The organism is Vibrio sp. ER1A (genome assembly GCF_000733315.1).
Taxonomy (GTDB): domain Bacteria; phylum Pseudomonadota; class Gammaproteobacteria; order Enterobacterales; family Vibrionaceae; genus Vibrio; species Vibrio mediterranei.
On sequence record NZ_JPJA01000086.1, the window covers coordinates 1,655,755 to 1,677,636 of the forward strand.

Genomic DNA, 21,882 nt, shown 5'->3' on the forward strand with positions numbered 1-21,882 from the left:
GAGCAAGTTTTATTTGCTTAATTCAAATTTAACGCTTGAGTAACATTTATCAATCAGAATCATTACTCTAACTCAAACCATGGATAAATAAGATGAAGTTTTCACAGTGGAATCTTTTACTCAGTGGCTTAATCGCCTTGCCAGCCTTGGCAGACACTGATGTGTACCTAACCAATAACTCAGATCAGCCGCTAACAATCCAGATCAGTCATGAAGGCACTGGTTTACTGGAAGAGGGAGAGGAATGGCAGCAACATGTTCAAGTTCTAGCCCCTTGGGAAACAAAGTCGATACTGAGCTTTAATCGTTGGGAAGGCGTGAAATCGAATCAGACTTATCGCTTCGAAACCATAGTCTCGAATCCTCACGGTGAAAGCGTATCGCTTAATCAAGTGATGGAGGGTCACTGGTACAATTCAACCATAGAGTATGGAATGTCCGCTGCCGATGTCGACTTAACCTTAAAAGATGATCGAAATATTCATCGCCACAACACAAACTCATTTGGCAGTCTCAATACAGAATTGGCGTTCAAATCAGCAAAGACCGCACGCTACGATGACTTGTACTACACCATTACCCCTGCTCATTTTGATGAAGAGGTCGATAACGACGAACAGAACTTAAAGCTAATGACCTATAACATCTGGGCACTTCCCGCTATCGCCTCTCATATTGGAGACCGATATGAGCTAATTCCAGAATATGTGAAGGGTTATGACGTACTTGCGCTACAAGAAGTGTTTGCTAGTGGACGCGACGCATTCTTAAGAGAGCTTGCCAAAGAATACCCTTATCAAACGAAAATGTTGGATAAGGAAGGGATCAATATTTACGACGGGGGCGTCATCATTGTTAGTCGCTATCCCATCGTTAATGAAGCTCAGTACGTATTTCCAGATTGCTCCGGAACCGATTGTTTTGCCGATAAAGGAGTAAACTACGCAGAAGTCATTAAAGGTGGTCAGGCTTATCATGTATTTGCAACACATACCGCATCATTTGATACCGACACCGCTCGTGATTATCGTCAGCGCCAGTTCAAACAAATACGTGCATTAGCCCAATCTCTCGATATCCCAGCAAATGAAGCGGTAATCTACAGTGGTGACTTTAATGTCAACAAACTCAAGTTCCCAGATGATTATCAACAAATGATGACAAACCTAAACGTCTCTGAACCGCAATATTCTGGCTATACCGCATCAACATTCGACCCTCGGATCAATGATTTCGCCGGTGGGGCACTGTCAGGTGGTGCTAATGTTGAATATCTCGATTACGTCATGGTCAGCAATGAATATGGTACAAAATCGTATAACGACAACCGAGTTGATGTGCCTCGCACAACGGATGAGAGTCTATGGAAACACTATAATCTCTCGGATCACTTTCCCGTTACGGCTGTTATAAAGCCATGAACAAATTCACGCTAATCATTGTGTCCGCCATCTTGGTGGGCACGGTTTGGTGGTCATTCGACAACAACCATCCGCAAATCAAACAAACTACGGCATCCGTTGACACGACCTCAACGATTTCAAAAACAGCGACAACCGACATTCTAGTACCTGTAGAACAAACATCGTTTATGCCATCAATAAATAAACAAGGCGAGTCCGACATTCAAGCAACCGCAGCAGCTTTCAATAAGGCGAGAGGTCGCGATTTAATCGCTGACATCGAGTCGTTTTGGCGCCGTTGTAGCCTAGCTGAAAACTGCGATGTGTTACTAGATAATCTAGCTCTATTTCTTTCACCAGAACGGTTTTATCTTATTGAAAACTATCAACAACTGAACAACCAATGGCAACAAACGCTCGGCAATTTATTGTTTGATGAACAGATATCATTAGCCGCACGTATCGAACAATTAAAAGCAGAGGCGAGAAGAGTCTGGGGTCAACTGGCTGACGTCATGTTTGAAGATGAATTTGCGCTGTATGATTTTACCATTCAGAGTAAGCATTTGGAGGTGGAAGCTCCAGAGTACATTTCGGCAGAGGATTATATTCAAAATTTTGAAGACCTGATGCAGACATGGCAGGAAAGAGCAGAATTATTAGGACTAGTGAGCAACCAAGCTAAGTTTGAACAGGCTGTTGCTCTTGTACCTGAGAATCTCAGTGAATCAGAGCGTGACGCTTTGATTAGCGAGCTAGAACACCATTTCCTGACCCCACAACAGAGTGCAGAGATCGCAACTCGGCAGCAGCAGGTCACTCAACAACAAGCCGTCGTCAGTAACTACCAGAGTGAACTACAGCGCCTAGAAGCTTCCCTTGAACAACAAAGAGTGACGCAATTTTCGGGGTTATCACAGGATGAGTGGCAACACTACTATGCCCAGCAAGTTGCTGATTTTCGTCGGGCGTTTTTTTCTCAGTAACAAAACGAAGAAGCGCTGCTCTCAGTTGAGAACAGCGCTATGAAAATAGGTTATTTAACCTTAAGCCGTTTCAGCTTGCTTCACAGGAGCTGGGTTACGAATCAAGAAATCAAACGCTCCCAAACTAGCTTTTGCCCCTTCACCCATTGCGATGATGATTTGCTTGTATGGAACAGTGGTAACATCACCTGCCGCAAAGACTCCCTTCATGCTGGTTGCACCATGAGCGTCTACTTCAATTTCTCCGCGAGGTGACAACTCAACTTTTGTCCCTTTCAACCATTCACTATTAGGAACTAGGCCGATTTGTACGAAGATGCCAGCAAGTTCAATATGCTTGATTTCATCCGTATTGCGATCTTTGTACTCAAGACCAGTAACACGCGTACCATCACCCAGAACTTCTGTGGTTTGTGCCATCGTGATGATGTCGATATTCGCCATGCTATTCGCTTTGTCGATAAGTACTTGGTCAGCGCGAAGTGTATCAGCAAACTCCAGAACCGTTACGTGCTCCACAATACCCGCAAGGTCAATGGCTGCTTCAATACCAGAGTTACCACCACCGATAACCGCGGTACGTTTACCTTTAAATAGCGGACCATCGCAGTGAGGGCAGTACGCCACACCTTTGTTACGATATTCTTGTTCACCCGGTACGTTCATTTCACGCCAGCGAGCACCAGTACTTGTGATCACAGAGCGAGCTTTTAGTACTGCGCCGCTTTCTAGTACTACGTGGGTGTAACCGTCATCGGTATCTTCTGAATCGATGATGTTTGCAGCACGCTGCTCAGTGATGACTTCAACGCCGTACTCTTTAACGTGCTCTTCAAGGCTTGCCACCAGCTTAGGACCTGTGGTCGCTTTCACTGAAATAAAGTTCTCTATTGCCATGGTGTCCATCACCTGACCACCGAAACGGTCAGCAACCACACCAGTGCGAATACCTTTACGAGCTGCATAGATAGCCGCTGAAGAGCCCGCAGGGCCGCCGCCCACGACAAGAACATCAAACGGTGCTGTTTCATTTAACTGATTAGCTTTTTTCTCCGCTGCACCTGTGTCTACTTTGTTTAGGATTTCATTCAGTGACATGCGGCCTTGACCGAATAGTTCACCGTTAATGAACACGCTTGGTACTGCCATGATGTCGCGCTGCTTCACTTCCTCTTGGAACGCTGCACCGTCGATCATAGTGACGTTTACCAGCGGGTTAATTGCCGCCATCATGTTGAAGGCTTGAACTACCTCTGGACAGTTCTGGCATGATAGAGAGATAAAAATCTCGACATCTAGCGGTGAGTTCAGCTCTGCGATTTGCTCAATGGTTTCCGCTTCTAGCTTGATTGGGTGGCCACCTGTGTGCAGTAGCGCTAGCACAAGTGACGTAAATTCGTGACCCATTGGCAGACCGGCAAAACCAATAGCGGTGCCCTTCTCTGGGTTAATAACGCGCATGACTGGCTTGCGAGGGCTTGCTGCGTCGTCGCGAACGACGTCAATTTTGCTGCTAAGTGATGCTATGTCGTTAGCAAGAGATTCGATCTTGCTCGCAGTATCACTGTCATCAAGGCTGAGAACTAATTGAACTTGGGTTTTTACGTTTTCTAAATACGCTTTTAGCTGCTGCTTCATTGCTTGATCTAACATACTGATACCTATTCTATAAGACTGCTTAACATCAGAAGGAATTAAAAAGGGAAAAATAAAAGGGGACCCTTTTGATGTTTGGTTATTCACTAAAATGATGGTTTAAGGGTGCACGCCCCCACTTTTACCTGCCAATGGTAGAAGCAATAAAAGTGACGACGGGGCGTGCAACACGGACTCGATATTCCGCTTAAGCTAGAGTGTGACTAGCTTAGATTTTGCCAACTAGGTCTAGAGATGGCGCTAGTGTTTCTTCACCTTCTTTCCATTTCGCTGGGCAAACTTCACCTGGGTTAGCCGCTACGTATTGTGCTGCTTTCACTTTACGCATTAGGTCTTCTGCGTCACGGCCGATGCCTTCTGCAGTGATTTCCATTGCTTGGATGACGCCTTCTGGATCAACTAGGAACGTCGCGCGGTCTGCTAGACCTTGACCTTCACGCATCACACCGAAGTTGTTAGTGATAGTGCCTGTTTGGTCACCAACCATGTAGTAGTTGATTTTGCCGATAGTGTCTGAGCTGTCGTGCCACGCTTTGTGAGTGAAGTGCGTGTCTGTGGATACTGAGTAAACTTCAACACCGCGCTCTTGAAGCTCTGCGTAATGGTCAGCTAAATCACCAAGCTCAGTTGGGCATACGAATGTAAAATCTGCTGGGTAGAAGAAAAATACTGCCCACTTACCTTTTACATCTTGCTCTGTAATTTCTACGAATTCGCCCTGTTTGAATGCAGTTGCTGAAAATGGCTTGATAGTTGTGTTGATCATAGTGATTACTCTCTCAAAGTGTTCGTGTTGTTTGTTTTGGCACTGTCCTGCGCCGATGTATATATATATTGCAATGAGAGCGTGTTTTTGAAAATTCGTCCTTTCCTATCTATTTGATAGGGGTTTCCTATCAAAACACTTTCTTGATTAAAAAGTAGGTAGAGACGAAGAGGGGCAAAAACAATTAAAACAACACACCGTTAAGCGATACAATACTCTCGCTGCCCGGCCGTAGCATGAAATACTCACTCACAGAAAGGTCCAAAGTAACTGCCTATGTCTAAAGATTATGATTTCACTACAGAATACACGCTCGACAAGACCTTTTTTGCGGAATGCTTTGATCAAACTAGCCACCCCGCTACATTTCCAAAAGCTTATTATAAAGGGATGCTTTTTCTAATTTTTGGTGTAGTACTCGTAAAATTTGAGCTGCTTCCAAGTGGTTACGTGGGTTGGTTCTTTATTGTCTTGAGTATTATTGAAGCTTTAAGTGTTTATTTTAAAAGAACTTGGTGGTTGTGGAGGCAAACACTCAGTACGAGTTCTGGCGGTAAAGTGCAACTTAAGATTAACTCTGACGGTATGAGTTATAAAAGCGGCAAGAACACCCGAAACATCACTTGGAATGATATTGATCAGCTTGAACAAAGCGATTTGGGTTTTATCCTTCATATAGGCAAACAACGCCAATACGTCAGTAAATCTTGCTTAAATGATGAAGTGATTGACTTTATGATCGAGCAACACTCAGAATCAAAAATGAACTAGCATCGATGTACATAGGATAGGTGCGATGAAATGGAAATGAACAGGGGCGTCATTTCCAGTCAGTTAAGCGTGTTAGGACAGGCAGTCATTTAGTTAAAGTGGCCGCATCCTATCACTGAGAGTTTGGATGACGGCAACTTTAGAGCAATAGAACTAAGGCACTATGTCGTCTCAACAAAGCTGTAATCTCAACAAAGCTGCCTAAGTTTAGTTATCTTACATGTACCTAAGGAAAAAGTTAGTAATCGCCAACTCAGCTTCTGCTCCATCCGGGCAGTGACCTGAGTTACCGAAGTACGCCACTTCACCTCTTGTTGAAAGCCCTGCTGTATACCTCATTTCTTCCGGCGGGTTCACCATGTCATCTTTGGTATTAATCGCCAATACAGGAACATCGGTTTCATTAGATTTAAAGCCTTTAGTCATAAGTGCTAATGGAATCGTCCATTGTCCGTAAGAATTAAGATCACTGACGTCTTTGACACCAATTCGATAACCGTAAGACATCGATGACATGAGAGGGGCGTGGTGAAATACCTGCGTATCTGTCAGTACATCAGTCACTACAGCACAGCGAGCAACACCCGCTTTGAGTTGTGGAGTGTTGAGAATGAATGTCATCAATGGAACGCCACCACCCGATGAACTCAGCGCTCCGACATTGTTGCTATCCAGCCTTGAATCAGATTTAACGTACGCTAATGCCGCTTGGTGGGCCTGATCTTCTTTACCCAGCTCAATAATGATGTTGTTGTTCAAGCCGCCACCAGGAATATCAAAAGTCAGCACAGCAAAGCCTTGCCTCAAAAGGGTATCAATTGCATCACGGTGTTCAGTCAGAATTTTATCGATCCCTCCTGTGTAAAGGATAACGCCGGGCTTCTCGGCACCTTTTGGGATATGTAATAAACCCGTGATCGAACCTTTAGTCGTGAGCGGCATCTCCACGCGCTCTACATCAATAGTAGGGCTCAATGCTTCTGCTTTAAGATACATATCAACCGATAGCTCTATGGCTTCGTGTTCGTGCTCTGTCATGTGGTTTGGGTATGAAGCAATTAAGTACATCATGGATGCCTTACGATACGACTCATAATCACTTGCTGAGTTTGCATAATCATCAGCAGCTTGAGCGAATTCATATGTCCAGTGACCCGCTTCGTTTGTGTTGATGAAATCGCGCAGCGGTTCACCCGAATCAATCTTAACTAACGTATCTCGTATGTCTTGCTCGGGTACAACGTGAGTCCAATTTTCCATTCTTAGCTCTCGAAACCATTGTGATTGGTCTACTTCAAGAGCTTGTTCTCCTCGGAATTTCTTATGTGCGTCAATGTTGTTTGAAGTAGTTGCAAAAGCCAGTGTCGACAATGTCATTAGGCCTAGTAATACGCTTAGGGAGAGATGTTTCTTTTTCATACCATACTCTTTTCATGTCAGTGGATTAATTCAATACATGTAGAGTATTCCTATGAATGTCGAAAAAACGTCGATATATGACTCTCAATTCAAACAGTATGTGGAAAGTACCGTAGACACACTGAATTTACATCACCGCTTGTATTAGTCGATGACAAGCAACTTCAAATACTTGCCAGCATGGTAAACGCAGAGTGAGGTGATCATTTACGGTGTCTCTGAGAGCACTAACTCTTAAAGGGTACCCTCTCGGCATTCTTGTTTGACATTGAAGCATGGCAGTTTCGACGATCACATTTCGACACCCAACGAAGTATCCATAAATTTTGTCGTTACAATAAACGCATCAATCCAATCAGATTAACGAGAATAAACCATGATTGCTGTGATCTTCGAAGTTCAAATTGCCAAAGGCAAGTCTGACGAGTACTTAGATATTGCTAATAATCTAAAACCATTACTATCTGAAATGAAAGGGTTTATTTCAGTTGAACGCTTTCAAAGCCTAACCAATGAAGGAAAAGTCCTTTCTTTGTCATTTTGGAAAGATGAAGGGTCTATTCAAGAGTGGCGTGCTTTAGAATCCCACCGATTTGCACAATCCGAAGGACGTAACACCATATTTGAAAACTATCGACTAAGAGTGGCAGGTGTCGTCAGAGACTATGGTATGAATCAACGCGCCGAAGCGCCTGCAGATAGCGTTCACACTCATGGATAACGTACTAATTGGTCTTAAACATTTGATAGTCATCCGTAGTCGCTATACAGTGACCGTCTAGGTCAGAACAGCGTAGGTAACCCATACGTGAGTAAACAAGATCCGTTTTTTAGTGAACCTAAAGTCCACGGCCAAGAGGCCAATATGGCAGCATTAGCTGCTGCCATGTCTGATGTTTCAAGGATGAATATACTATGTGCTCTTATGGACGGGCGAGCCTGGACTGCGACAGAGTTAAGTGCCGTCGCTGACATTTCTCCATCTACAACCAGCTCACATCTAGCTCGTCTAATGAAAGCCAATGTTGTCACTTGTTTATCCCAAGGTCGACACCGGTACTTTCGCCTTTATAGCAGTGACATTGCTTCATTACTGGAAAGTATGATGAATATTACTTTTCAACCCAACAACCCTGCGCGTTCGAAAATCCCAAAAGAGCTCTTGAAAGCAAGAACTTGTTATGACCATTTAGCCGGAGACGTAGCAGTAAGACTATACAACTGCCTAATATCAAACCATTGGCTCGAAAGTGATGGAAGCGACCTAACCCTACAAGGTAAAGAGAAGTTTCTGAAACTTGGTATTACCGTCGATGCCAAAACTAAGCGGAAAAAATGTTGTCCATGTTTAGACTGGAGTGAGAGGACATTTCATCTAGGCGGCTACTTAGGCGCCTCTATCCTCGAATTTTTAGAAAACAATGGCTGGATTGAAAGAGTTCTCGGATACAGAGAGGTGATAATTACACCTAAAGGCCGTCAGGAACTTAAACGGCATTTTTCCATCAGCATATGACTCTGCGCTGGTATTCATCATAAAAGCTAAATAAAAACATGCCCCAATTCGCTATGCGATATTGGGGCATGCAACACGGACCCGATATTCCGTTTAAGCTAAGGCTTGTATGACTTAGATTTTGCCAACTAGGTCTAGAGATGGTGCTAGAGTCTCTTCACCTTCTTTCCATTTCGCTGGGCAAACTTCACCTGGGTTAGCCGCTACGTATTGCGCTGCTTTCACTTTACGCATTAGGTCTTCTGCGTCGCGACCAATACCTTCTGCAGTGATTTCCATTGCTTGGATAACACCTTCTGGGTCAACTAGGAAAGTCGCGCGGTCTGCTAGACCTTGACCTTCACGCATTACACCGAAGTTATTAGTGATAGTACCCGTTTGATCGCCAACCATGTAGTAGTTGATTTTACCGATAGTATCTGAGCTGTCGTGCCATGCTTTGTGAGTGAAGTGAGTGTCTGTTGATACTGAGTAAACTTCTACACCGCGCTCTTGAAGCTCTGCGTAGTGGTCTGCAAGATCACCAAGCTCTGTTGGGCAAACGAAAGTAAAGTCTGCTGGGTAGAAGAAGAATACAGCCCACTTACCTTTCACGTCTTGCTCTGTGATTTCTACGAATTCGCCCTGTTTGAATGCAGTTGCTGAAAATGGCTTAATAGTCGTGTTGATCATAATTTTACTCTCTCAATATGGTCTTGTAATTCGGATTGGCGCTGTCCTGCGCTGATGGGTTTATATTGCAATGCGAGAGCATATTTGAGAATTCGTCCTTTCCTATCTATTCAATTGGTAAAATCTATCAAAGGGGCTTGGTGGTAACACTTCGCTTAAAGCGGTGTGTTTAATAAGGAATTAACTGCTACAATCCCCGAGCGGCTGCACACTTCATCAGTCAATTAATCAATCTAATCAGAGAGAACTCTATGATTGTCGAAAATGTGCTTCCCAAAGATTACGCTGAACTGCTTGATGTTTGGGAAAATTCTGTCCGAGCGACTCATGACTTTATAACAGAACAAGATATTGAGTTTTTTAAACCCATCATTATCGAGCAAGCATTCCCTGCGGTAACATTGAAATGTGTTAAGAATACCAAAGGAGCAATTGTTGGTTTTGTTGGTGTTCATGAGAATAAGATCGAAATGTTGTTTGTCCTAGACCAACAGCGTGGACAAGGTACTGGCACAGTACTCTTGCGATACGCAATAGAAAAACTAGGAGCAAACAAAGTAGACGTTAATGAACAAAACCCTAGTGCTGTTGGCTTTTACCAACACATGGGCTTTAAGATCAGCTCTCGATCATCTCTTGATGAGACGGGAAAACCTTTCCCAATTCTGCATATGACGTTGTAATCATCTCGGTACGTAAAACCTTGTCCGTGATTGACAAAATGCCAGAAGAAATGCCCAAAGCTAATAACTTTGGGCATTTCCGTATTGGTTCTTATGATCTCGCTCCCCACAGGGTTGCTTGCATATTACATGGTCAGGGAAAATCACAACAAAATCGTGAACGTACTACCTACACCACATTCTGATTTCACCATCAACTGTCCTTCAAGATTCTCCACCATAGCAAGTGCCAACGATAAGCCAAGACCATAACCCTCGATGTTGCTTCGGCTACTATCCACTCGATAAAGTCGCTCAAAAATAAGATCTTGGTATTTGGGGTCAATGCCAATACCGGTGTCTTGAATACTTATCTTCGCCTTAATGTTCGAGCTTTGTTCCGCTTTAATCGTCACACGGCCACCGGTTTCGGTATACTTGATCGCATTGTCAACAAGGTTAACCAGTACTTGAGTCAGTTTATCCGGATCGGACTGGATAATAAGCCCATCGGCAATGTCACTGACTAACTGAATCTGTTTATCTTCCGCCACATCGTCGTACCAGCTTACTACCTTGGAAATCACTTCGGACACTTGAGTACCCACCTTTTGTGGCTGGCGCTTTCCGGTCACTTCATCGTTTAGTTTCATTAATGCGGTCAACATATTGCTGGCCTGCATGGCATGCTCTGCACAATCGGCCAAAGCATCACGCATTGCTTGCGGATCAGCGTTATTCAGCAACGCACTTTGAGACGCGAGAGTAATTCGCGATAGCGGCGTACGTATATCGTGTGCGATAGCGTCTACCGTTGTGTTTAACGTGGTGGTGACATGCTGTAATTTGGCCACGGCAGAGTGAACACTAGAGCTAATAACCGTAAGTCCTTGGCCAATCTCTGGCTCTGGTTCTGCGAACTCTAGCTGTCCTTTTTTTAGCCTGTCTAACAGGTCTCCAAATGTCACTAACGGCGACATGGCACTTTGGATGATTTTACGAGTGAAAACAGTCGTCACTATCACCAATGCAATCAGTGCATAGAATGTCATTAACCATTGGTTGTATGCGATATAGTCTCTGGCACGATTGTCCAGAACCAACCAAAACTGCTGTTGCTCCCCTTTGATGCTTAAGGTCATATACGGATTGACAATAAAGGTATCAAACCAAGAACGACTCTCATCAATCTGATAGTCAGCAAAGGGCAGATTAAGCACAACATTTTTATCACCCGCTACAAACGTTGGTCGAGACGAATTGTCTTGCGCCCAATAGGCAGCGATGTTGTTGTCGACCAGTCGGTGAGGGTTGGCTTCTAAAACATGGATTAAACGGTCACTCGAATCGTAGGTCAAAATACGCTGATACTCGGTCGACATGGACGTTAGAATCTTCTTTTCTGTTTGAAACAGATCGTAGAAAAATATCGCGCCTACAATTAGCTCCACCAGTAATAAACACAGCAGTAAGGTCGCCATAAAGCGCACCAAAAGATGTCGCTGCGTACCCGCAAGAGCTTGTTCAATACTATGACTTGAGGACATAACCGACACCTCTCAGTGTATGTATTAATGGTGTCGCGAAGCCTTTATCCACTTTGCTGCGCAATCGGCAAACTAACACATCCACAACGTTAGTTTGTGGGTCAAATTGATGCCCCCACACATGTTCAAGAATGGCAGTTTTCGACATGACGGTTTCTGGGTTTTCCAACAGTAACTTCATCAACATGAACTCACGTTGATTGATGGCGATATTTTGCTGTTCCCTTTGCAAAGTATGCTTCAGTAAATCCAAATTAAGAGGGCCATAATTCAGTTCTAATGCTTGAGGCGAAGGTGGCTTGCCCCGGCGCATCAAGGTTTGACACCGAGCGAGTAGTTCAGGAAAAGCAAATGGTTTAACTAAGTAGTCATCCGCACCCGATTGCAGTCCTTGCACCCGCTCTTCTACAGAATGCTTGGCACTCAATATGATGACTGGGGTAGCATGTCCTTGTCCTCGCAGCTCCGCCAACACTTCAAAGCCGTCTTTTTTAGGTAGCATAATGTCGAGAATAATGACATCAAAGTCTGCGGTAACGGCTTCGTACAATCCGTCTACACCATCTGTTGAATGCGTTACCGTGATTCCTTCTTGCTGAAAGCCATTCACTAGAAATTTCGCGATATGGCTATCGTCTTCGATCAGTAGAATTTTCATTAACGTCCATGTACCTCTTAACCTTGGTCTGAATATACTTTATCAATATCCTTTCTCGAATATAACCAAGATTACAACTTTGTAATGTTCTAGAAAGCCTGTCGCAATCCTCCGTTGGTTACTATGAACTCGTTGAATAAAAACACGCTATTAACGGAGTAAACATGAAAACGACAACACTGACTGTATTCGCTGCAACCCTTGGTTTTCTGAGCCTTTCTAACAACGCGCTGGCCTCAGATGCACAAACAGTATCAATCACTCAAATTTCATCAAAAGCGGCATTCGAACTGGCTCATGAAGCGGTAAATCAATGCGAAGCCGATGGCTATAAAGTCTCCGCGACTGTTGTCGACCTATCAGGGAATGTGATTGCTCAGCTTCGTTCTGATGGTGCTGGGATCCACACACTGGATAGCTCACGTAAAAAAGCCTTCACAGTGGCGAGTATGAAACAACCGTCAGGTAACTTAATGAAGCTGATAGCTGACAAACCTATCATGCAACCGCTACAAAATATGGACGATAATCTGCTGTTCTTAGCAGGCGGTGTACCCGTTCAAGTTAACAGCGCAATGATTGGTGCGATCGGTGTTGGAGGCGCACCAGGAGGTCACCTGGATGTCGCATGTGCCGAAAAAGCCATTAAAAAGTTCTTCTGAAAATAATCAGTTATAACCACAGCCTTTAGAACACGCATTTTGTTATGAATGCGTGTTTTTTTGATTTTTATGAAAGAGAATCGACATTGCTACGGTCTGCTCTAATCAACGTATCACCAATTTGCTGTTTACTAAAACGTGAATCACACTCGGGGAAGATTATGTGGATCAAAAAGAATCATCGCTGGGCTCTGTCTGAAAACGAAGCAACGCCAGAGTCTGTCTACAAAGAGCGTCGAGACATACTAAAGAAGCTCGGTATTGCTGTCGTCGGCATGCCTATCGCGGCTAATGCCCAAGCGGGCATACTGGATATCTTTTCTTCCGATGAGAAACCCGTCACTGATAGTCGAATTGATCTCAAAGCCACTAAACCACAACAATACCAAGCCGACCTTTCGTTAACGCCAGAAAGTAAGGTTCTGAAGTACAATAACTTCTATGAGTTTGGTACTGATAAATCCGACCCTGCGAAGAACTCGTCGGAGTTTGTGGCAGACCCTTGGACCGTAGAAATCGGCGGGCTGGTCAACAACCCAATGAAACTCGACTATGACGACATATTTAGTAAATTCACGTTAGAAGAACGCATCTATCGCCTTCGCTGCGTTGAAGCATGGTCAATGAACATTCCTTGGATTGGTTTTCCACTTGCAGACATCATTAAAATGGCCGACCCCAAAAGCGGTGCCAAATATGTTGCTTTTGAAACCCTCTACGACCCCAAACAGTTCCCGGCTCAAGGTTCATTTAGTAGCATTGAATACCCTTATGTCGAAGGACTTCGCCTTGATGAGGCCATGAACCCTCTAACTCTGATCTCGGTTGGTTTATATGGCAAAACACTCGCCCCACAAAATGGTGCCCCGCTTCGACTTGTTGTGCCATGGAAGTATGGATTTAAGAGCATCAAATCGATTGTTCGTATTCGTCTCACCGACCAAGAGCCACCAACAACGTGGAATCGTCTGGCTCCTAATGAGTATGGTTTTTACGCCAATGTGAATCCTAATGTCGACCACCCGCGTTGGAGTCAAGCCAGTGAGCGTTTCATCGGAGAAGGTAGTGTCCTCAGTACACGCAGGCAGCCAACCCTAATGTTCAACGGCTATGAAGAAGAAGTGGCGCATCTATACAAGAATATGGATCTGAGGAAGTTCTATTGAGAAAGCTAACGCCAAAAACGATCATCGCGCTAAAAGTCGTCATCCACGCTATATCATTGGCATTTTTAGCACTGCTTGTCATTGCTATTAATACCGATAACTTAGGTGGCGATCCGGTACAAGGCATCATCCATTACACTGGTATTAGCGCGTTGAATACCTTGTTTATTACTCTGCTGGTTTCTCCTTTGGCAAAATGGACTAAACAAGGTTTGCTTCTTCGCGTAAGACGGCTATTGGGACTGTACAGCTTCTTTTGGGCAGTGCTCCATTTGGTTGCCTTCGCGACGCTAGACTTAGGATTGGATTGGAGCTTATTGGCCTCTGAGATCGTTAAACGTCCATATCTCACCGTCGGAGCGGCAGTGTGGGTGATTTTGTTGCTGCTAGCGGTTACATCCACTCAAGCAATACAACGTAAAATGGGCGCAAGATGGCAGAAACTGCATAATTGGGTCTATTTAGCTGCCATCTTGGCACCGATTCACTTTTACTGGTCGGTAAAGTCAGAAGTGGCTGAGCCTACTATCTACATCGTAATCGCTATAGGTCTACTTCTCGCCCGTTGGAAGACATTGAAACAACGAGTGTTTCGAAAAATGCTATCCAGTTGAGCGATTGACGATTCTTAGACTAAGCTGAATATGCAACCAAGGCATTAATCTAAGAGGCGCTCAATGGTAGATTCAAACCAATCCCCACAAGCTCAATTCCTTTCAAAAGGATGGAAGTATTTTGTTACTGTAGGCATCGTCGTTTCCCTAGCAGGTATTGGAGCGATGGCGTTACCTGTATTTGCTGGTGTCACCATCTCAACCATTATCGGTGCCGTACTCTTGTTTAGTGGGCTTGTGCAGGCTTATCACACCTTTTCGATAAATGCGTGGGGACAAAAGCTGTGGTATGTCTTAAGCGCGGTACTCTACATAATCGGCGGTTTATTTATCTTATTTAAACCACTTGCAGGGCTGGTCACCATTACTATGTTGATGGTGTTGGTGATGATATTAAACGGACTGACACGAATCTTCTTCGGGCTCGCCAACCGCAGCCTTCCAAGTAGTGGCCTCATCATTTTCAGTGGACTTCTGTCCGTCATCATCGGTGGTTACTTCTTCACGTTACTTGAAGACCCCGCTTTCTCCACTTCATTACTGGGTACTTTCATTGGTATTTCTTTGCTAATTGAAGGAGTCAGTTTTGTCTTTTTAGGTATGAAGTTAAAACAGCTAAACAACTAACACTGGAAACGAAATTGCGAGAGGATTATAGCTTTACATGGTCTAGGTTAAGCTGGTCGAGTTACTTATGACATTGTAGTATTGAGTGAATACACATGACGCGGGATACCAGCCAAGATGGATGATAACCTATTAAGAAGGCTAGACTTTAATACACTAAAGCTACTGAAAGTCCTTGGTGAAGAACGCAACACCAAACGCGCTGCCGACCGCATGTTTTTATCACAGCCTGCGGTCAGCAAGCAGCTTAAAAAGCTCAGGGAAGAGTTTGCCGATGAGCTGTTTATCCGCAAGCAGTATGGATTAGAACCCACACCCTATTGTTTGGAGCTGCTGGAAAAGCTGCCTGCTCTGTTCGAGCTATTAGAAGATCTATTCTCTCGAAATCAACAATTCAATCCAGCGTTGTATACCGGTGACATTAGCATCGCCATCAATACCACTCTATACAGACCAGTATCTAGGCGCCTGTATCACCACCTTCGTCCTTTGCTGCCTAACGCTACGCTCAAAATCATCAACTGGGGGCAAGATACCGAGCACGATCTTAAGCTTGCACGCCTTCATATTGGCATCAATTACTTACCTCTAGATATCTCCAAACAGGTGATACAGAAAAAGCTGACTCATTGCTATTTCAAGCTAATTTGTCGAGACGGGCATCCAGTCCTTGAAACACAAAGAACCACACAAGATATTGGACAATATCCACTCGCATTGCTTCAGCTTCCTGACTTCAATAAGAAAGAGAACTTGATTGAAACCAAACTGCGAGAAGTCGGAATTACGCCGCAAGTCGGGCTTAGAGCGGACCAACTCAGTATCTGCCTACATGTCGTTGCTCAAACCGACTCGATCTTGCCTTGTGTCGACATTTTTGATGCTGATTTACCGCAAGGGACTCAGTTCTTCTCAGCTCATAAAGAACACCAACTAGGCAGTGATATTGGTGCCTTGATTCCAAGCAAACTCTCCAATGCGCCATTGGTGAAATGGTTATATAGCGAAGTTCGCACCGTATTTGAACAGCAGGAAAAGACTGAGCAAGAGCATTAATACCACAAACCCCACTGCGAACTAATTTCCGTAACTAGCTCATTGACAGTGGGGCAAAAGTATCAGCGTGGTTGAACGCTCAGTTAATTACCATAGTTAAACGTCGCTTTAGGAACCATCAAACTTTCCAGCTCGGTTCCCTTGTAGATAATACTTTGAGCAGTATTACCAGCTAGACCCGCTTGAGGTAGGTAATAGCGGACCACAAAGTAATAGTCCTCTCCATCGACCACTGGCATCCAATAAGTCCCATTTTCAGGGTTGTCGCTTGAGAAAGTAATGGTGACATTTCCTTCGTCGTCTGGCGTAGTATTGCCACCAGCCCATACTTGACGGTCAGACCCACCTATCGTCGCTGGGTCCAGCGGTAAGCGCGTCTCATCAGAATAGCGTGTTACCGACCAGAACTTACCCACCGCTTGGTCATGAGGCATAGTCAACACAAAATCTTCTGAGCCATTCAACTGCTTACCTTCAGGCGTCATTGGAATTAGCTCATAATAAGCGTGCTCAGCAGGGAAGCCTAAGTGACCTAAATGAGTCAACAGCGAACGACGTCGCTCATCAGCAAGGTCATCAGCATGTCCTGGGTGCTCAAAACCGGATAAGTTATTCACCACCAAGCCAGATGTTCCTAGTTCGTGTACGTAATCGCGAACCTCATTAAGCCTTTGTTTATCAAAGCTGTCATCGGAAATAATGGTTTGCATATTAGTGTGCGTTTGTGCCCAACCATCTGAAATCTCATCGGCAAACTTGATTACAGCATGAATATTGTTGCGGTCTGGCAACGCAATCTCAGACTTCGGCGCAAGGTTGTTAACCTCAATCTGTTTACGCCAAGTATCGGCAACTCCACTATCGCGATACTCAAATGTCTGGACACGAATGAAAGAGAAAATAAGGTCGTCTTTCACCGTAATCGTATCGATATAATCGCCTTGTGGAATCGTATAGTCAGCGCCTTCTCGTACGATTAGATAAGTACCGCCAACCTCTGGTGTCACTTCGTGATAAACCGAGAAGTGCTCCGCATCCACCAAGTGCAGAGATGCGTAACGCTCTGATTCACGAGGAGGAACCGTCAACTCCACAGGACCAGCTGTCACGTCTAACATCGCTTTGCCATAAATATGGTCCAGTGCAGGGGTAATGACATCCCATGTGTGGTCTGCCAACCCTGGGAACTCAAAAGTATTCACTCCATTTTGCTCCATAAACGCGACCATATTTTCCATATGATGGTAGACACGTTGACCCGTAAGTTCTGCGTTCGTAGGAGTGGTATCTGCGGCGCTGACCAGAGAGCCGAAAGACAAGGATGCTACTAATAAAGAGAGTGTTGTTTTTTTCATCGTCGTACCTATAAAACCGTTTGTGATTGCCTTAGCAATTCATTGGATTGTCGTCTTGATGGGTGGTAAGAAAGCCAGAGTTAGAATTGGTAGTTGTATTCCACTCTAAAGTCCGTGCCTTGTAGCACTTCGCCAAAGTTCCAGAATGCTCGCAGGTTACTTCGGTTGTTCAACTGATAGCTCGCCGCAATTTCATGCTGCCAGCCATAAAAGTTGCTGAAAGACTCCACTCCACCAAGTTGAGTGGTGTACATCGGGTTGTAGTTCAGCCAGATATCATCGGTAATTTCGATTTTTGAGTAGAAACCCACTAGAGCAAAACTCGAGGGGATGGTGTAACCGATAGAACCGTCATAATCCGGGCTCGGTTGAATCAAAGACGAATGAACATCCGCCACATTAATGCCAATTCCCGCTAGTGGATAAAACTGTACGGCGCCCATTTTTGGTAACGCTTGAATCAAGGAATAGGAAGCTGAGCCTAATTTGTTATCAAAGTCCCAGCTAAGATCAACTTGAGAGCCCAGCCCACTATTGATGTCGACATTAAAATGTCGATAGCGTAGTGAGTCGAAACTATCATCCCCCTTTAGCCCCAAGCTGTCTGCAGCAAACCCTTTCGCTTCTAGTACATGCATCGCCATGGTTGAGTCATTATTGGTATCGTAAGCCTGACCAAACTTAAAGTTGATGCCTTTATTGGTCACGCCCATACCCGCTTGCGAATACACGGCTAGTGGGTCAGACATATCCTGATATTCGTCTGCCGTTACTGAAAATGACGTTAAAGAAACCAATGCTGTTAAAATCGTCCAACTCAGCGGACTTTTTGCTGTTTGTAAATTCATAATTACTCTGATTTATTTCAAAAGCCCTCCTTAGCAAAAACAAATTATTGGAATTAATTACTTATTAAATTCAGGCAATTAATTCCAAGCAAACTCAGGCAAGCCATACCTTCACCTGACAGAATGAATAATAAAACAAAGTTAACTGGCGTCTGAAATGACTCATTAAACTTAAAATATTACCTAAAGTAATATCTCAGATTTAACCGTAGAATGGATAGGTAGATGCCGCGAATAATGTGCAGCGACACCAACGATGTCGCGCTTATTCGAGCATCTACAGATAATCAGGTAGGAAGAAAGTGGGTTACTGCATATTTTCAAAGTAAGCTAAAAATTCTCGAGTATCCTTTTGAAACAGCGGCAGCGCCATCGCGATTTGCTCGTCACTCCAGTTCCACCATGCCAGAGCCTCTAAGCGGGGCCCGAAGCTGTCATCATCAAAACGGGGACGAAGGACTCGCGCCGGATTACCGACCACAATTGAGTAAGCTGGGACATCTTTTGTCACTACGCTCCCTGCTCCAATAATCGAGCCGTTGCCTACGGTCACTCCGGGCAAAATGATCGCGCCGTGGCCAATCCAAACATCATGACCTATCACTACCTTGTCTTCTTCACGCCAACTGAACACTTCGTCATCCAATACCGATGGGTTATCTCCCAAACCGTATTTACCTGGGCGATAAGTGAAGTGGTGCAGAGTTGGCCTCCACCATGGATGATTGCTTGGATTGATGCGAACGGCGGCGGCGATAGACGTGAACTTTCCCACCTCGGTAAACATCAAATTGCAATCATTTTGGATATAACTGTAATCACCAACGGTGACGTTATTTAACACGCATCGCTGGGCAATCTCAGTCCAACGACCTAATTCGGTGCGATGTAATTGGCTGCACGGCGATACGCTCGGTTCAGCAGAGAGCGTTGGTGATAGCGGCTGGTTCATAGTGGGATCTCCTGTCCGTCATGAAGAAGCTGAAAGCTGTCAGAAAAACACTGTGGATGTCGCTTGGCCCAAAGCAAAACGTTGTGACCTAAATGAATTAGGCCAATACGCTCAGGTTGACATTGCTCAGCGATGTTCTGCACTTGGTAGATATCGTTATGGTTATTGCTAAGTCTTGTGTGTTCGCACTCGACAGGGGGAAAGCTGCAATCGGTGACAATCCAGTCCACTGTGCGCTGTTTAAGCCACTGCGTCGTCGCTTCTGGCAGCCCATTGGTATCGGTCAAGTAAGCAATGCAATGGCCATTCAGCTCAAAGGCATAGCCCACACAAGGTCTAGAGTGGTTGAGGGGGAGTGGCGTTACAGTGATGTCTTGCCATATAAAGGATTGAAACGGCAGTGAACGCTGCGAGAAATCCAACACGCCGGGGTATTTGTACAAATCATCACACCCTTGCTCGTCCTCAGGTGCATGTACGGGAATAAGCGCCCCCTTCCCCCAGCGAAGATCAAACAAGCTGTGCACATGGTCCATATGAAAATGTGTTAACAGAATCTTATCGATCGAACCAGGTGGGAAACGATCCAGAAGATCGGGAGCATTGGCATCTAACAGCAGCTTACGACCATTGTGTTCAACATAAGCCGAGCTTTTCTCACGTCGCAGAGTTCTATCCAGCCTTGCTTCAGCACATATTTCGCAGTCACAGCCCCAAACAGGCACCATGGCACTGTTCCCCGTGCCCAACATGACCAGCTTCATCACGATTTCCCTTCAAGTTGAAAACGAATGTGGCGGAACTGCTTTGCGCTCGATTGCACGTCACCGCTATTATCAATTGGGTAAAAACCCTCTTGTTTCGATAGGGTGAATTCGGTGGCGCGTTGTAACCTACGTTCAATCTCTTCGCGAGATTCACGTCCTCGGTTTTGCAATCGAGTCCGCAATACGTCCAAATCTACATTGACCACAACCGGAACCAGATCTGAGCCAAAGCACTGCTGCGCTTGAGCCAATTCCGCACGCGAGCCATTCAGCAAAACCGAAAAGCCTTTATCTAGCCATGCTTTCACCTCTAACCCCACACCGTAGCACAGCCCATGGGCCTGCCAGCTCATGGCAAATAGCCCTTTTTGCTGTCTTGATAAATACTCTTGCTCACTTACGGCAACATGGTTTTCACCACCAGCACCAAAAGGACGCGTGATATAGCGATGAGCAACAATAATATCGTCAGGATGATCGGCGCGAATGGCGTCAATCAGGGTATCTTTGCCCGCACCTGAAGGGCCTATCACGTAGTAGAGCTTACCTTTGCGTTTGGTTGAGGCGTCGGCGTAGTCCGCCGTAGATGAAAAAGAAGCATCCGAAGATGCTTCTAATAATGTGTTATTAGTCATCGGCTAAAACACCTTTTTACCTTGTCGCCAAACACGAGCGACCAAAGGATGCCCATCCACTTGTTTTGCTAATACAAGGTCGGCACGCTTCCCTTCTGCAATAACACCGCGATCATTTAGGCTCAGTGCTTGCGCTGGATTCTTGGTGACCAGTTGAACAGCTTGCGGCAGCGTTAACGTGTTGCGCTCATCCCACGATAACTTGTAGATACCTTCTAACAGGCTCATTGGGTAATAATCTGACGATAAAATGTCTAATACACCGTGAGAGGCCAGTTCGTGCGCAGCGACATTGCCTGAATGAGACCCTCCGCGAACCACATTGGGTGCGCCCATCAACACTTTCAGTCCAAGCTCATGAGAGCGTTTCGCCGCTTCCACTGTCGTAGGGAACTCTGCAATGACCATTCCTAAGTCTTTTGATTCTTGAACATGCGCCTTTGTCGCATCATCGTGGCTCGCCATTGGGATGTTATGCTCTCGGCACTGATGACAAATTTCATTGCGGTTTTGTGTCGACCAGCGCTCTGAGAGCTCTACTTGTTTCTTCTCAAACGCCACCATCTCACTGTCCGTTAAGTTGTGCTTGCCTTGATAGTAAGTACGATACTTTTCTACATCCACAAACTGGCGCTGACCCGGTGCATGGTCCATCAACGACACCAACTGGACTTCCGGTAAGTCGACATATTTCTCAAACATTCCGACTGTGCTTTCATGTGGTACTTCGCAGCGAAGGTGCAGTAGGTGCTCAGCACGAGTCAAGTTACGTTTTTGGCTATCCACGACCGTATTGATGAACAGATCCAAGTTAGTTTGACGTTTCTCATCTCGAAAATCACCCAGCGCCACGGCATCTAGTACCGTGGTAATGCCTGAGCCAATCAATTGAGTATCATGCGCACTCATCGCAGAGAAAGGCGGCCAATCCACTTTTGGTCTCGGAGTAAAGTACTGCTCTAGGTTGTCGGTATGCAGTTCAATAAAGCCCGGCATGAGAAAGTCACCTTCTCCGTCATAGGCACCTGCCACCTGACTTTGTGAATCTGACATACTAACGATTTTGCCGTCACGGAGCTCTAATGAGCCTTTTACTACTTCGTTCTCAAGAACCAAATTTACATTGGTGATAATCATGCTGCTT

At 45.0% G+C, this 21,882-nt stretch carries 23 protein-coding genes; 11 read left to right on the plus strand and 12 right to left on the minus strand.

The window, feature by feature from the left end; genetic code table 11:
* Positions 1-92: 92 nt before the first annotated feature.
* Positions 93-1,421, plus strand: coding sequence for a sphingomyelin phosphodiesterase (locus HW45_RS14220; RefSeq protein WP_038227570.1), 1,329 nt, complete (start codon positions 93-95; stop codon positions 1,419-1,421).
* Positions 1,418-2,389, plus strand: a complete 972-nt coding sequence (locus HW45_RS14225) for a hypothetical protein (RefSeq protein WP_038227571.1) — start codon at positions 1,418-1,420, stop codon at positions 2,387-2,389. The genes HW45_RS14220 and HW45_RS14225 overlap by 4 nt, the downstream gene beginning before the upstream one ends.
* A 60-nt stretch (positions 2,390-2,449) precedes the next feature.
* On the opposite strand, the gene ahpF is transcribed toward HW45_RS14225, so the two are convergent.
* Both ahpF and ahpC (HW45_RS14235) read right to left on the minus strand, forming a co-directional pair.
* Positions 2,450-4,042: an alkyl hydroperoxide reductase subunit F gene (gene ahpF, locus HW45_RS14230; protein ID WP_038227572.1), complete on the minus strand. Its 1,593-nt coding sequence runs from the start codon at positions 4,040-4,042 to the stop codon at positions 2,450-2,452.
* Positions 4,043-4,253: 211 nt separating this feature from the next.
* On the minus strand, positions 4,254-4,811 hold the full coding sequence (ahpC, locus tag HW45_RS14235) for an alkyl hydroperoxide reductase subunit C (RefSeq protein ID WP_006069782.1): 558 nt from the start codon (positions 4,809-4,811) through the stop codon (positions 4,254-4,256).
* Positions 4,812-5,087: 276 nt separating this feature from the next.
* On the opposite strand from ahpC (HW45_RS14235), the gene HW45_RS14240 reads away from it, so the two are divergent.
* Positions 5,088-5,582: a YcxB family protein gene (locus tag HW45_RS14240; protein ID WP_038227573.1), complete on the plus strand. Its 495-nt coding sequence runs from the start codon at positions 5,088-5,090 to the stop codon at positions 5,580-5,582.
* A gap of 216 nt (positions 5,583-5,798) precedes the next feature.
* On the opposite strand, the gene HW45_RS14245 is transcribed toward HW45_RS14240, so the two are convergent.
* On the minus strand, positions 5,799-7,001 hold the full coding sequence (locus tag HW45_RS14245; RefSeq protein WP_038227574.1) for an alpha/beta hydrolase: 1,203 nt from the start codon (positions 6,999-7,001) through the stop codon (positions 5,799-5,801).
* Between the two features lie 376 nt (positions 7,002-7,377).
* Here HW45_RS14245 and HW45_RS14250 point away from each other — a divergent pair, with 376 nt between their 5' ends.
* Positions 7,378-7,722, plus strand: coding sequence for an antibiotic biosynthesis monooxygenase family protein (locus HW45_RS14250; RefSeq protein WP_038227576.1), 345 nt, complete (start codon positions 7,378-7,380; stop codon positions 7,720-7,722).
* Positions 7,723-7,809: 87 nt separating this feature from the next.
* Complete coding sequence (locus HW45_RS14255) at positions 7,810-8,517, plus strand: ArsR/SmtB family transcription factor (protein WP_081875824.1); 708 nt, start codon at positions 7,810-7,812, stop codon at positions 8,515-8,517.
* A 114-nt stretch (positions 8,518-8,631) separates the two neighbouring features.
* Here HW45_RS14255 and ahpC (HW45_RS14260) read toward each other — a convergent pair whose 3' ends face one another.
* Positions 8,632-9,189 (minus strand): alkyl hydroperoxide reductase subunit C, encoded by a 558-nt coding sequence (ahpC, locus tag HW45_RS14260; RefSeq protein ID WP_006069782.1) that lies wholly within the window; start codon positions 9,187-9,189, stop codon positions 8,632-8,634.
* Positions 9,190-9,440: 251 nt separating this feature from the next.
* Here ahpC (HW45_RS14260) and HW45_RS14265 point away from each other — a divergent pair, with 251 nt between their 5' ends.
* Positions 9,441-9,872: a GNAT family N-acetyltransferase gene (locus HW45_RS14265; protein ID WP_038227577.1), complete on the plus strand. Its 432-nt coding sequence runs from the start codon at positions 9,441-9,443 to the stop codon at positions 9,870-9,872.
* A 143-nt stretch (positions 9,873-10,015) separates the two neighbouring features.
* On the opposite strand, the gene HW45_RS14270 is transcribed toward HW45_RS14265, so the two are convergent.
* Together HW45_RS14270 and HW45_RS14275 are read right to left on the minus strand one after the other, a co-directional pair.
* On the minus strand, positions 10,016-11,398 hold the full coding sequence (locus HW45_RS14270) for a sensor histidine kinase (RefSeq protein ID WP_038227578.1): 1,383 nt from the start codon (positions 11,396-11,398) through the stop codon (positions 10,016-10,018).
* Entirely contained in the window at positions 11,382-12,056 is a 675-nt protein-coding gene (locus HW45_RS14275; RefSeq protein ID WP_038227579.1) for a response regulator transcription factor, read from the minus strand. Before HW45_RS14275 ends, HW45_RS14270 begins: the two co-directional genes overlap by 17 nt.
* 164 nt (positions 12,057-12,220) lie before the next feature.
* On the opposite strand from HW45_RS14275, the gene HW45_RS14280 reads away from it, so the two are divergent.
* The 5 genes from HW45_RS14280 to HW45_RS14300 all read left to right on the plus strand — a co-directional run bounded on the left by HW45_RS14280 (position 12,221) and on the right by HW45_RS14300 (position 16,181).
* Positions 12,221-12,718 carry a GlcG/HbpS family heme-binding protein gene (locus tag HW45_RS14280; protein WP_038227581.1) on the plus strand — a complete coding sequence of 166 codons (498 nt, stop codon included), beginning with the start codon at positions 12,221-12,223 and terminating at the stop codon, positions 12,716-12,718.
* A gap of 161 nt (positions 12,719-12,879) precedes the next feature.
* The gene (gene msrP / locus HW45_RS14285; RefSeq protein WP_038227582.1) at positions 12,880-13,884 is read left to right on the plus strand and encodes a protein-methionine-sulfoxide reductase catalytic subunit MsrP; all 1,005 of its coding nucleotides are present in this window, start codon (positions 12,880-12,882) and stop codon (positions 13,882-13,884) included.
* Positions 13,881-14,498, plus strand: a complete 618-nt coding sequence (msrQ, locus tag HW45_RS14290) for a protein-methionine-sulfoxide reductase heme-binding subunit MsrQ (protein ID WP_031493394.1) — start codon at positions 13,881-13,883, stop codon at positions 14,496-14,498. Before msrP ends, msrQ begins: the two co-directional genes overlap by 4 nt.
* Before the next feature lie 63 nt (positions 14,499-14,561).
* Positions 14,562-15,125, plus strand: coding sequence for an HdeD family acid-resistance protein (locus HW45_RS14295; RefSeq protein WP_038227583.1), 564 nt, complete (start codon positions 14,562-14,564; stop codon positions 15,123-15,125).
* A 117-nt stretch (positions 15,126-15,242) separates the two neighbouring features.
* Positions 15,243-16,181: a LysR family transcriptional regulator gene (locus HW45_RS14300; RefSeq protein WP_051868089.1), complete on the plus strand. Its 939-nt coding sequence runs from the start codon at positions 15,243-15,245 to the stop codon at positions 16,179-16,181.
* Between the two features lie 83 nt (positions 16,182-16,264).
* Here HW45_RS14300 and HW45_RS14305 read toward each other — a convergent pair whose 3' ends face one another.
* The 6 genes from HW45_RS14305 to phnM form a co-directional block, all read right to left on the minus strand.
* Positions 16,265-17,536, minus strand: a complete 1,272-nt coding sequence (locus HW45_RS14305; protein ID WP_038227584.1) for a DUF1254 domain-containing protein — start codon at positions 17,534-17,536, stop codon at positions 16,265-16,267.
* 80 nt (positions 17,537-17,616) lie between these two features.
* Positions 17,617-18,384, minus strand: coding sequence for a hypothetical protein (locus HW45_RS14310; RefSeq protein WP_006069765.1), 768 nt, complete (start codon positions 18,382-18,384; stop codon positions 17,617-17,619).
* Positions 18,385-18,691: 307 nt separating this feature from the next.
* Positions 18,692-19,336 (minus strand): DapH/DapD/GlmU-related protein, encoded by a 645-nt coding sequence (locus tag HW45_RS14315; RefSeq protein WP_038227585.1) that lies wholly within the window; start codon positions 19,334-19,336, stop codon positions 18,692-18,694.
* Positions 19,333-20,100 (minus strand): phosphonate metabolism protein PhnP, encoded by a 768-nt coding sequence (gene phnP / locus HW45_RS14320; protein ID WP_038227586.1) that lies wholly within the window; start codon positions 20,098-20,100, stop codon positions 19,333-19,335. Before phnP ends, HW45_RS14315 begins: the two co-directional genes overlap by 4 nt.
* Positions 20,100-20,738 (minus strand): ribose 1,5-bisphosphokinase, encoded by a 639-nt coding sequence (phnN, locus tag HW45_RS14325; protein WP_081875825.1) that lies wholly within the window; start codon positions 20,736-20,738, stop codon positions 20,100-20,102. The genes phnP and phnN overlap by 1 nt, the downstream gene beginning before the upstream one ends.
* A gap of 3 nt (positions 20,739-20,741) precedes the next feature.
* On the minus strand, positions 20,742-21,875 hold the full coding sequence (phnM, locus tag HW45_RS14330; RefSeq protein ID WP_038227587.1) for an alpha-D-ribose 1-methylphosphonate 5-triphosphate diphosphatase: 1,134 nt from the start codon (positions 21,873-21,875) through the stop codon (positions 20,742-20,744).
* Positions 21,876-21,882: the final 7 nt, after the last annotated feature.

Bases quoted from the DNA above. Each gene is read 5' to 3' on its own strand.
- HW45_RS14220 (WP_038227570.1), top strand. From the start codon at position 93: ATGAAGTTTTCACAGTGGAATCTTTTACTCAGTGGCTTAATCGCCTTG.
- HW45_RS14225 (WP_038227571.1), top strand. From the start codon at position 1,418: ATGAACAAATTCACGCTAATCATTGTGTCCGCCATCTTGGTGGGCACG.
- ahpF (WP_038227572.1), bottom strand. From the start codon at position 4,042: ATGTTAGATCAAGCAATGAAGCAGCAGCTAAAAGCGTATTTAGAAAAC.
- ahpC (WP_006069782.1), bottom strand. From the start codon at position 4,811: ATGATCAACACAACTATCAAGCCATTTTCAGCAACTGCATTCAAACAG.
- HW45_RS14240 (WP_038227573.1), top strand. From the start codon at position 5,088: ATGTCTAAAGATTATGATTTCACTACAGAATACACGCTCGACAAGACC.
- HW45_RS14245 (WP_038227574.1), bottom strand. From the start codon at position 7,001: ATGAAAAAGAAACATCTCTCCCTAAGCGTATTACTAGGCCTAATGACA.
- HW45_RS14250 (WP_038227576.1), top strand. From the start codon at position 7,378: ATGATTGCTGTGATCTTCGAAGTTCAAATTGCCAAAGGCAAGTCTGAC.
- ahpC (WP_006069782.1), bottom strand. From the start codon at position 9,189: ATGATCAACACGACTATTAAGCCATTTTCAGCAACTGCATTCAAACAG.
- HW45_RS14265 (WP_038227577.1), top strand. From the start codon at position 9,441: ATGATTGTCGAAAATGTGCTTCCCAAAGATTACGCTGAACTGCTTGAT.
- HW45_RS14270 (WP_038227578.1), bottom strand. From the start codon at position 11,398: ATGTCCTCAAGTCATAGTATTGAACAAGCTCTTGCGGGTACGCAGCGA.
- HW45_RS14275 (WP_038227579.1), bottom strand. From the start codon at position 12,056: ATGAAAATTCTACTGATCGAAGACGATAGCCATATCGCGAAATTTCTA.
- HW45_RS14280 (WP_038227581.1), top strand. From the start codon at position 12,221: ATGAAAACGACAACACTGACTGTATTCGCTGCAACCCTTGGTTTTCTG.
- msrP (WP_038227582.1), top strand. From the start codon at position 12,880: ATGTGGATCAAAAAGAATCATCGCTGGGCTCTGTCTGAAAACGAAGCA.
- HW45_RS14295 (WP_038227583.1), top strand. From the start codon at position 14,562: ATGGTAGATTCAAACCAATCCCCACAAGCTCAATTCCTTTCAAAAGGA.
- HW45_RS14300 (WP_051868089.1), top strand. From the start codon at position 15,243: ATGGATGATAACCTATTAAGAAGGCTAGACTTTAATACACTAAAGCTA.
- HW45_RS14305 (WP_038227584.1), bottom strand. From the start codon at position 17,536: ATGAAAAAAACAACACTCTCTTTATTAGTAGCATCCTTGTCTTTCGGC.
- HW45_RS14310 (WP_006069765.1), bottom strand. From the start codon at position 18,384: ATGAATTTACAAACAGCAAAAAGTCCGCTGAGTTGGACGATTTTAACA.
- HW45_RS14315 (WP_038227585.1), bottom strand. From the start codon at position 19,336: ATGAACCAGCCGCTATCACCAACGCTCTCTGCTGAACCGAGCGTATCG.
- phnP (WP_038227586.1), bottom strand. From the start codon at position 20,100: ATGAAGCTGGTCATGTTGGGCACGGGGAACAGTGCCATGGTGCCTGTT.
- phnN (WP_081875825.1), bottom strand. From the start codon at position 20,738: ATGACTAATAACACATTATTAGAAGCATCTTCGGATGCTTCTTTTTCA.
- phnM (WP_038227587.1), bottom strand. From the start codon at position 21,875: ATGATTATCACCAATGTAAATTTGGTTCTTGAGAACGAAGTAGTAAAA.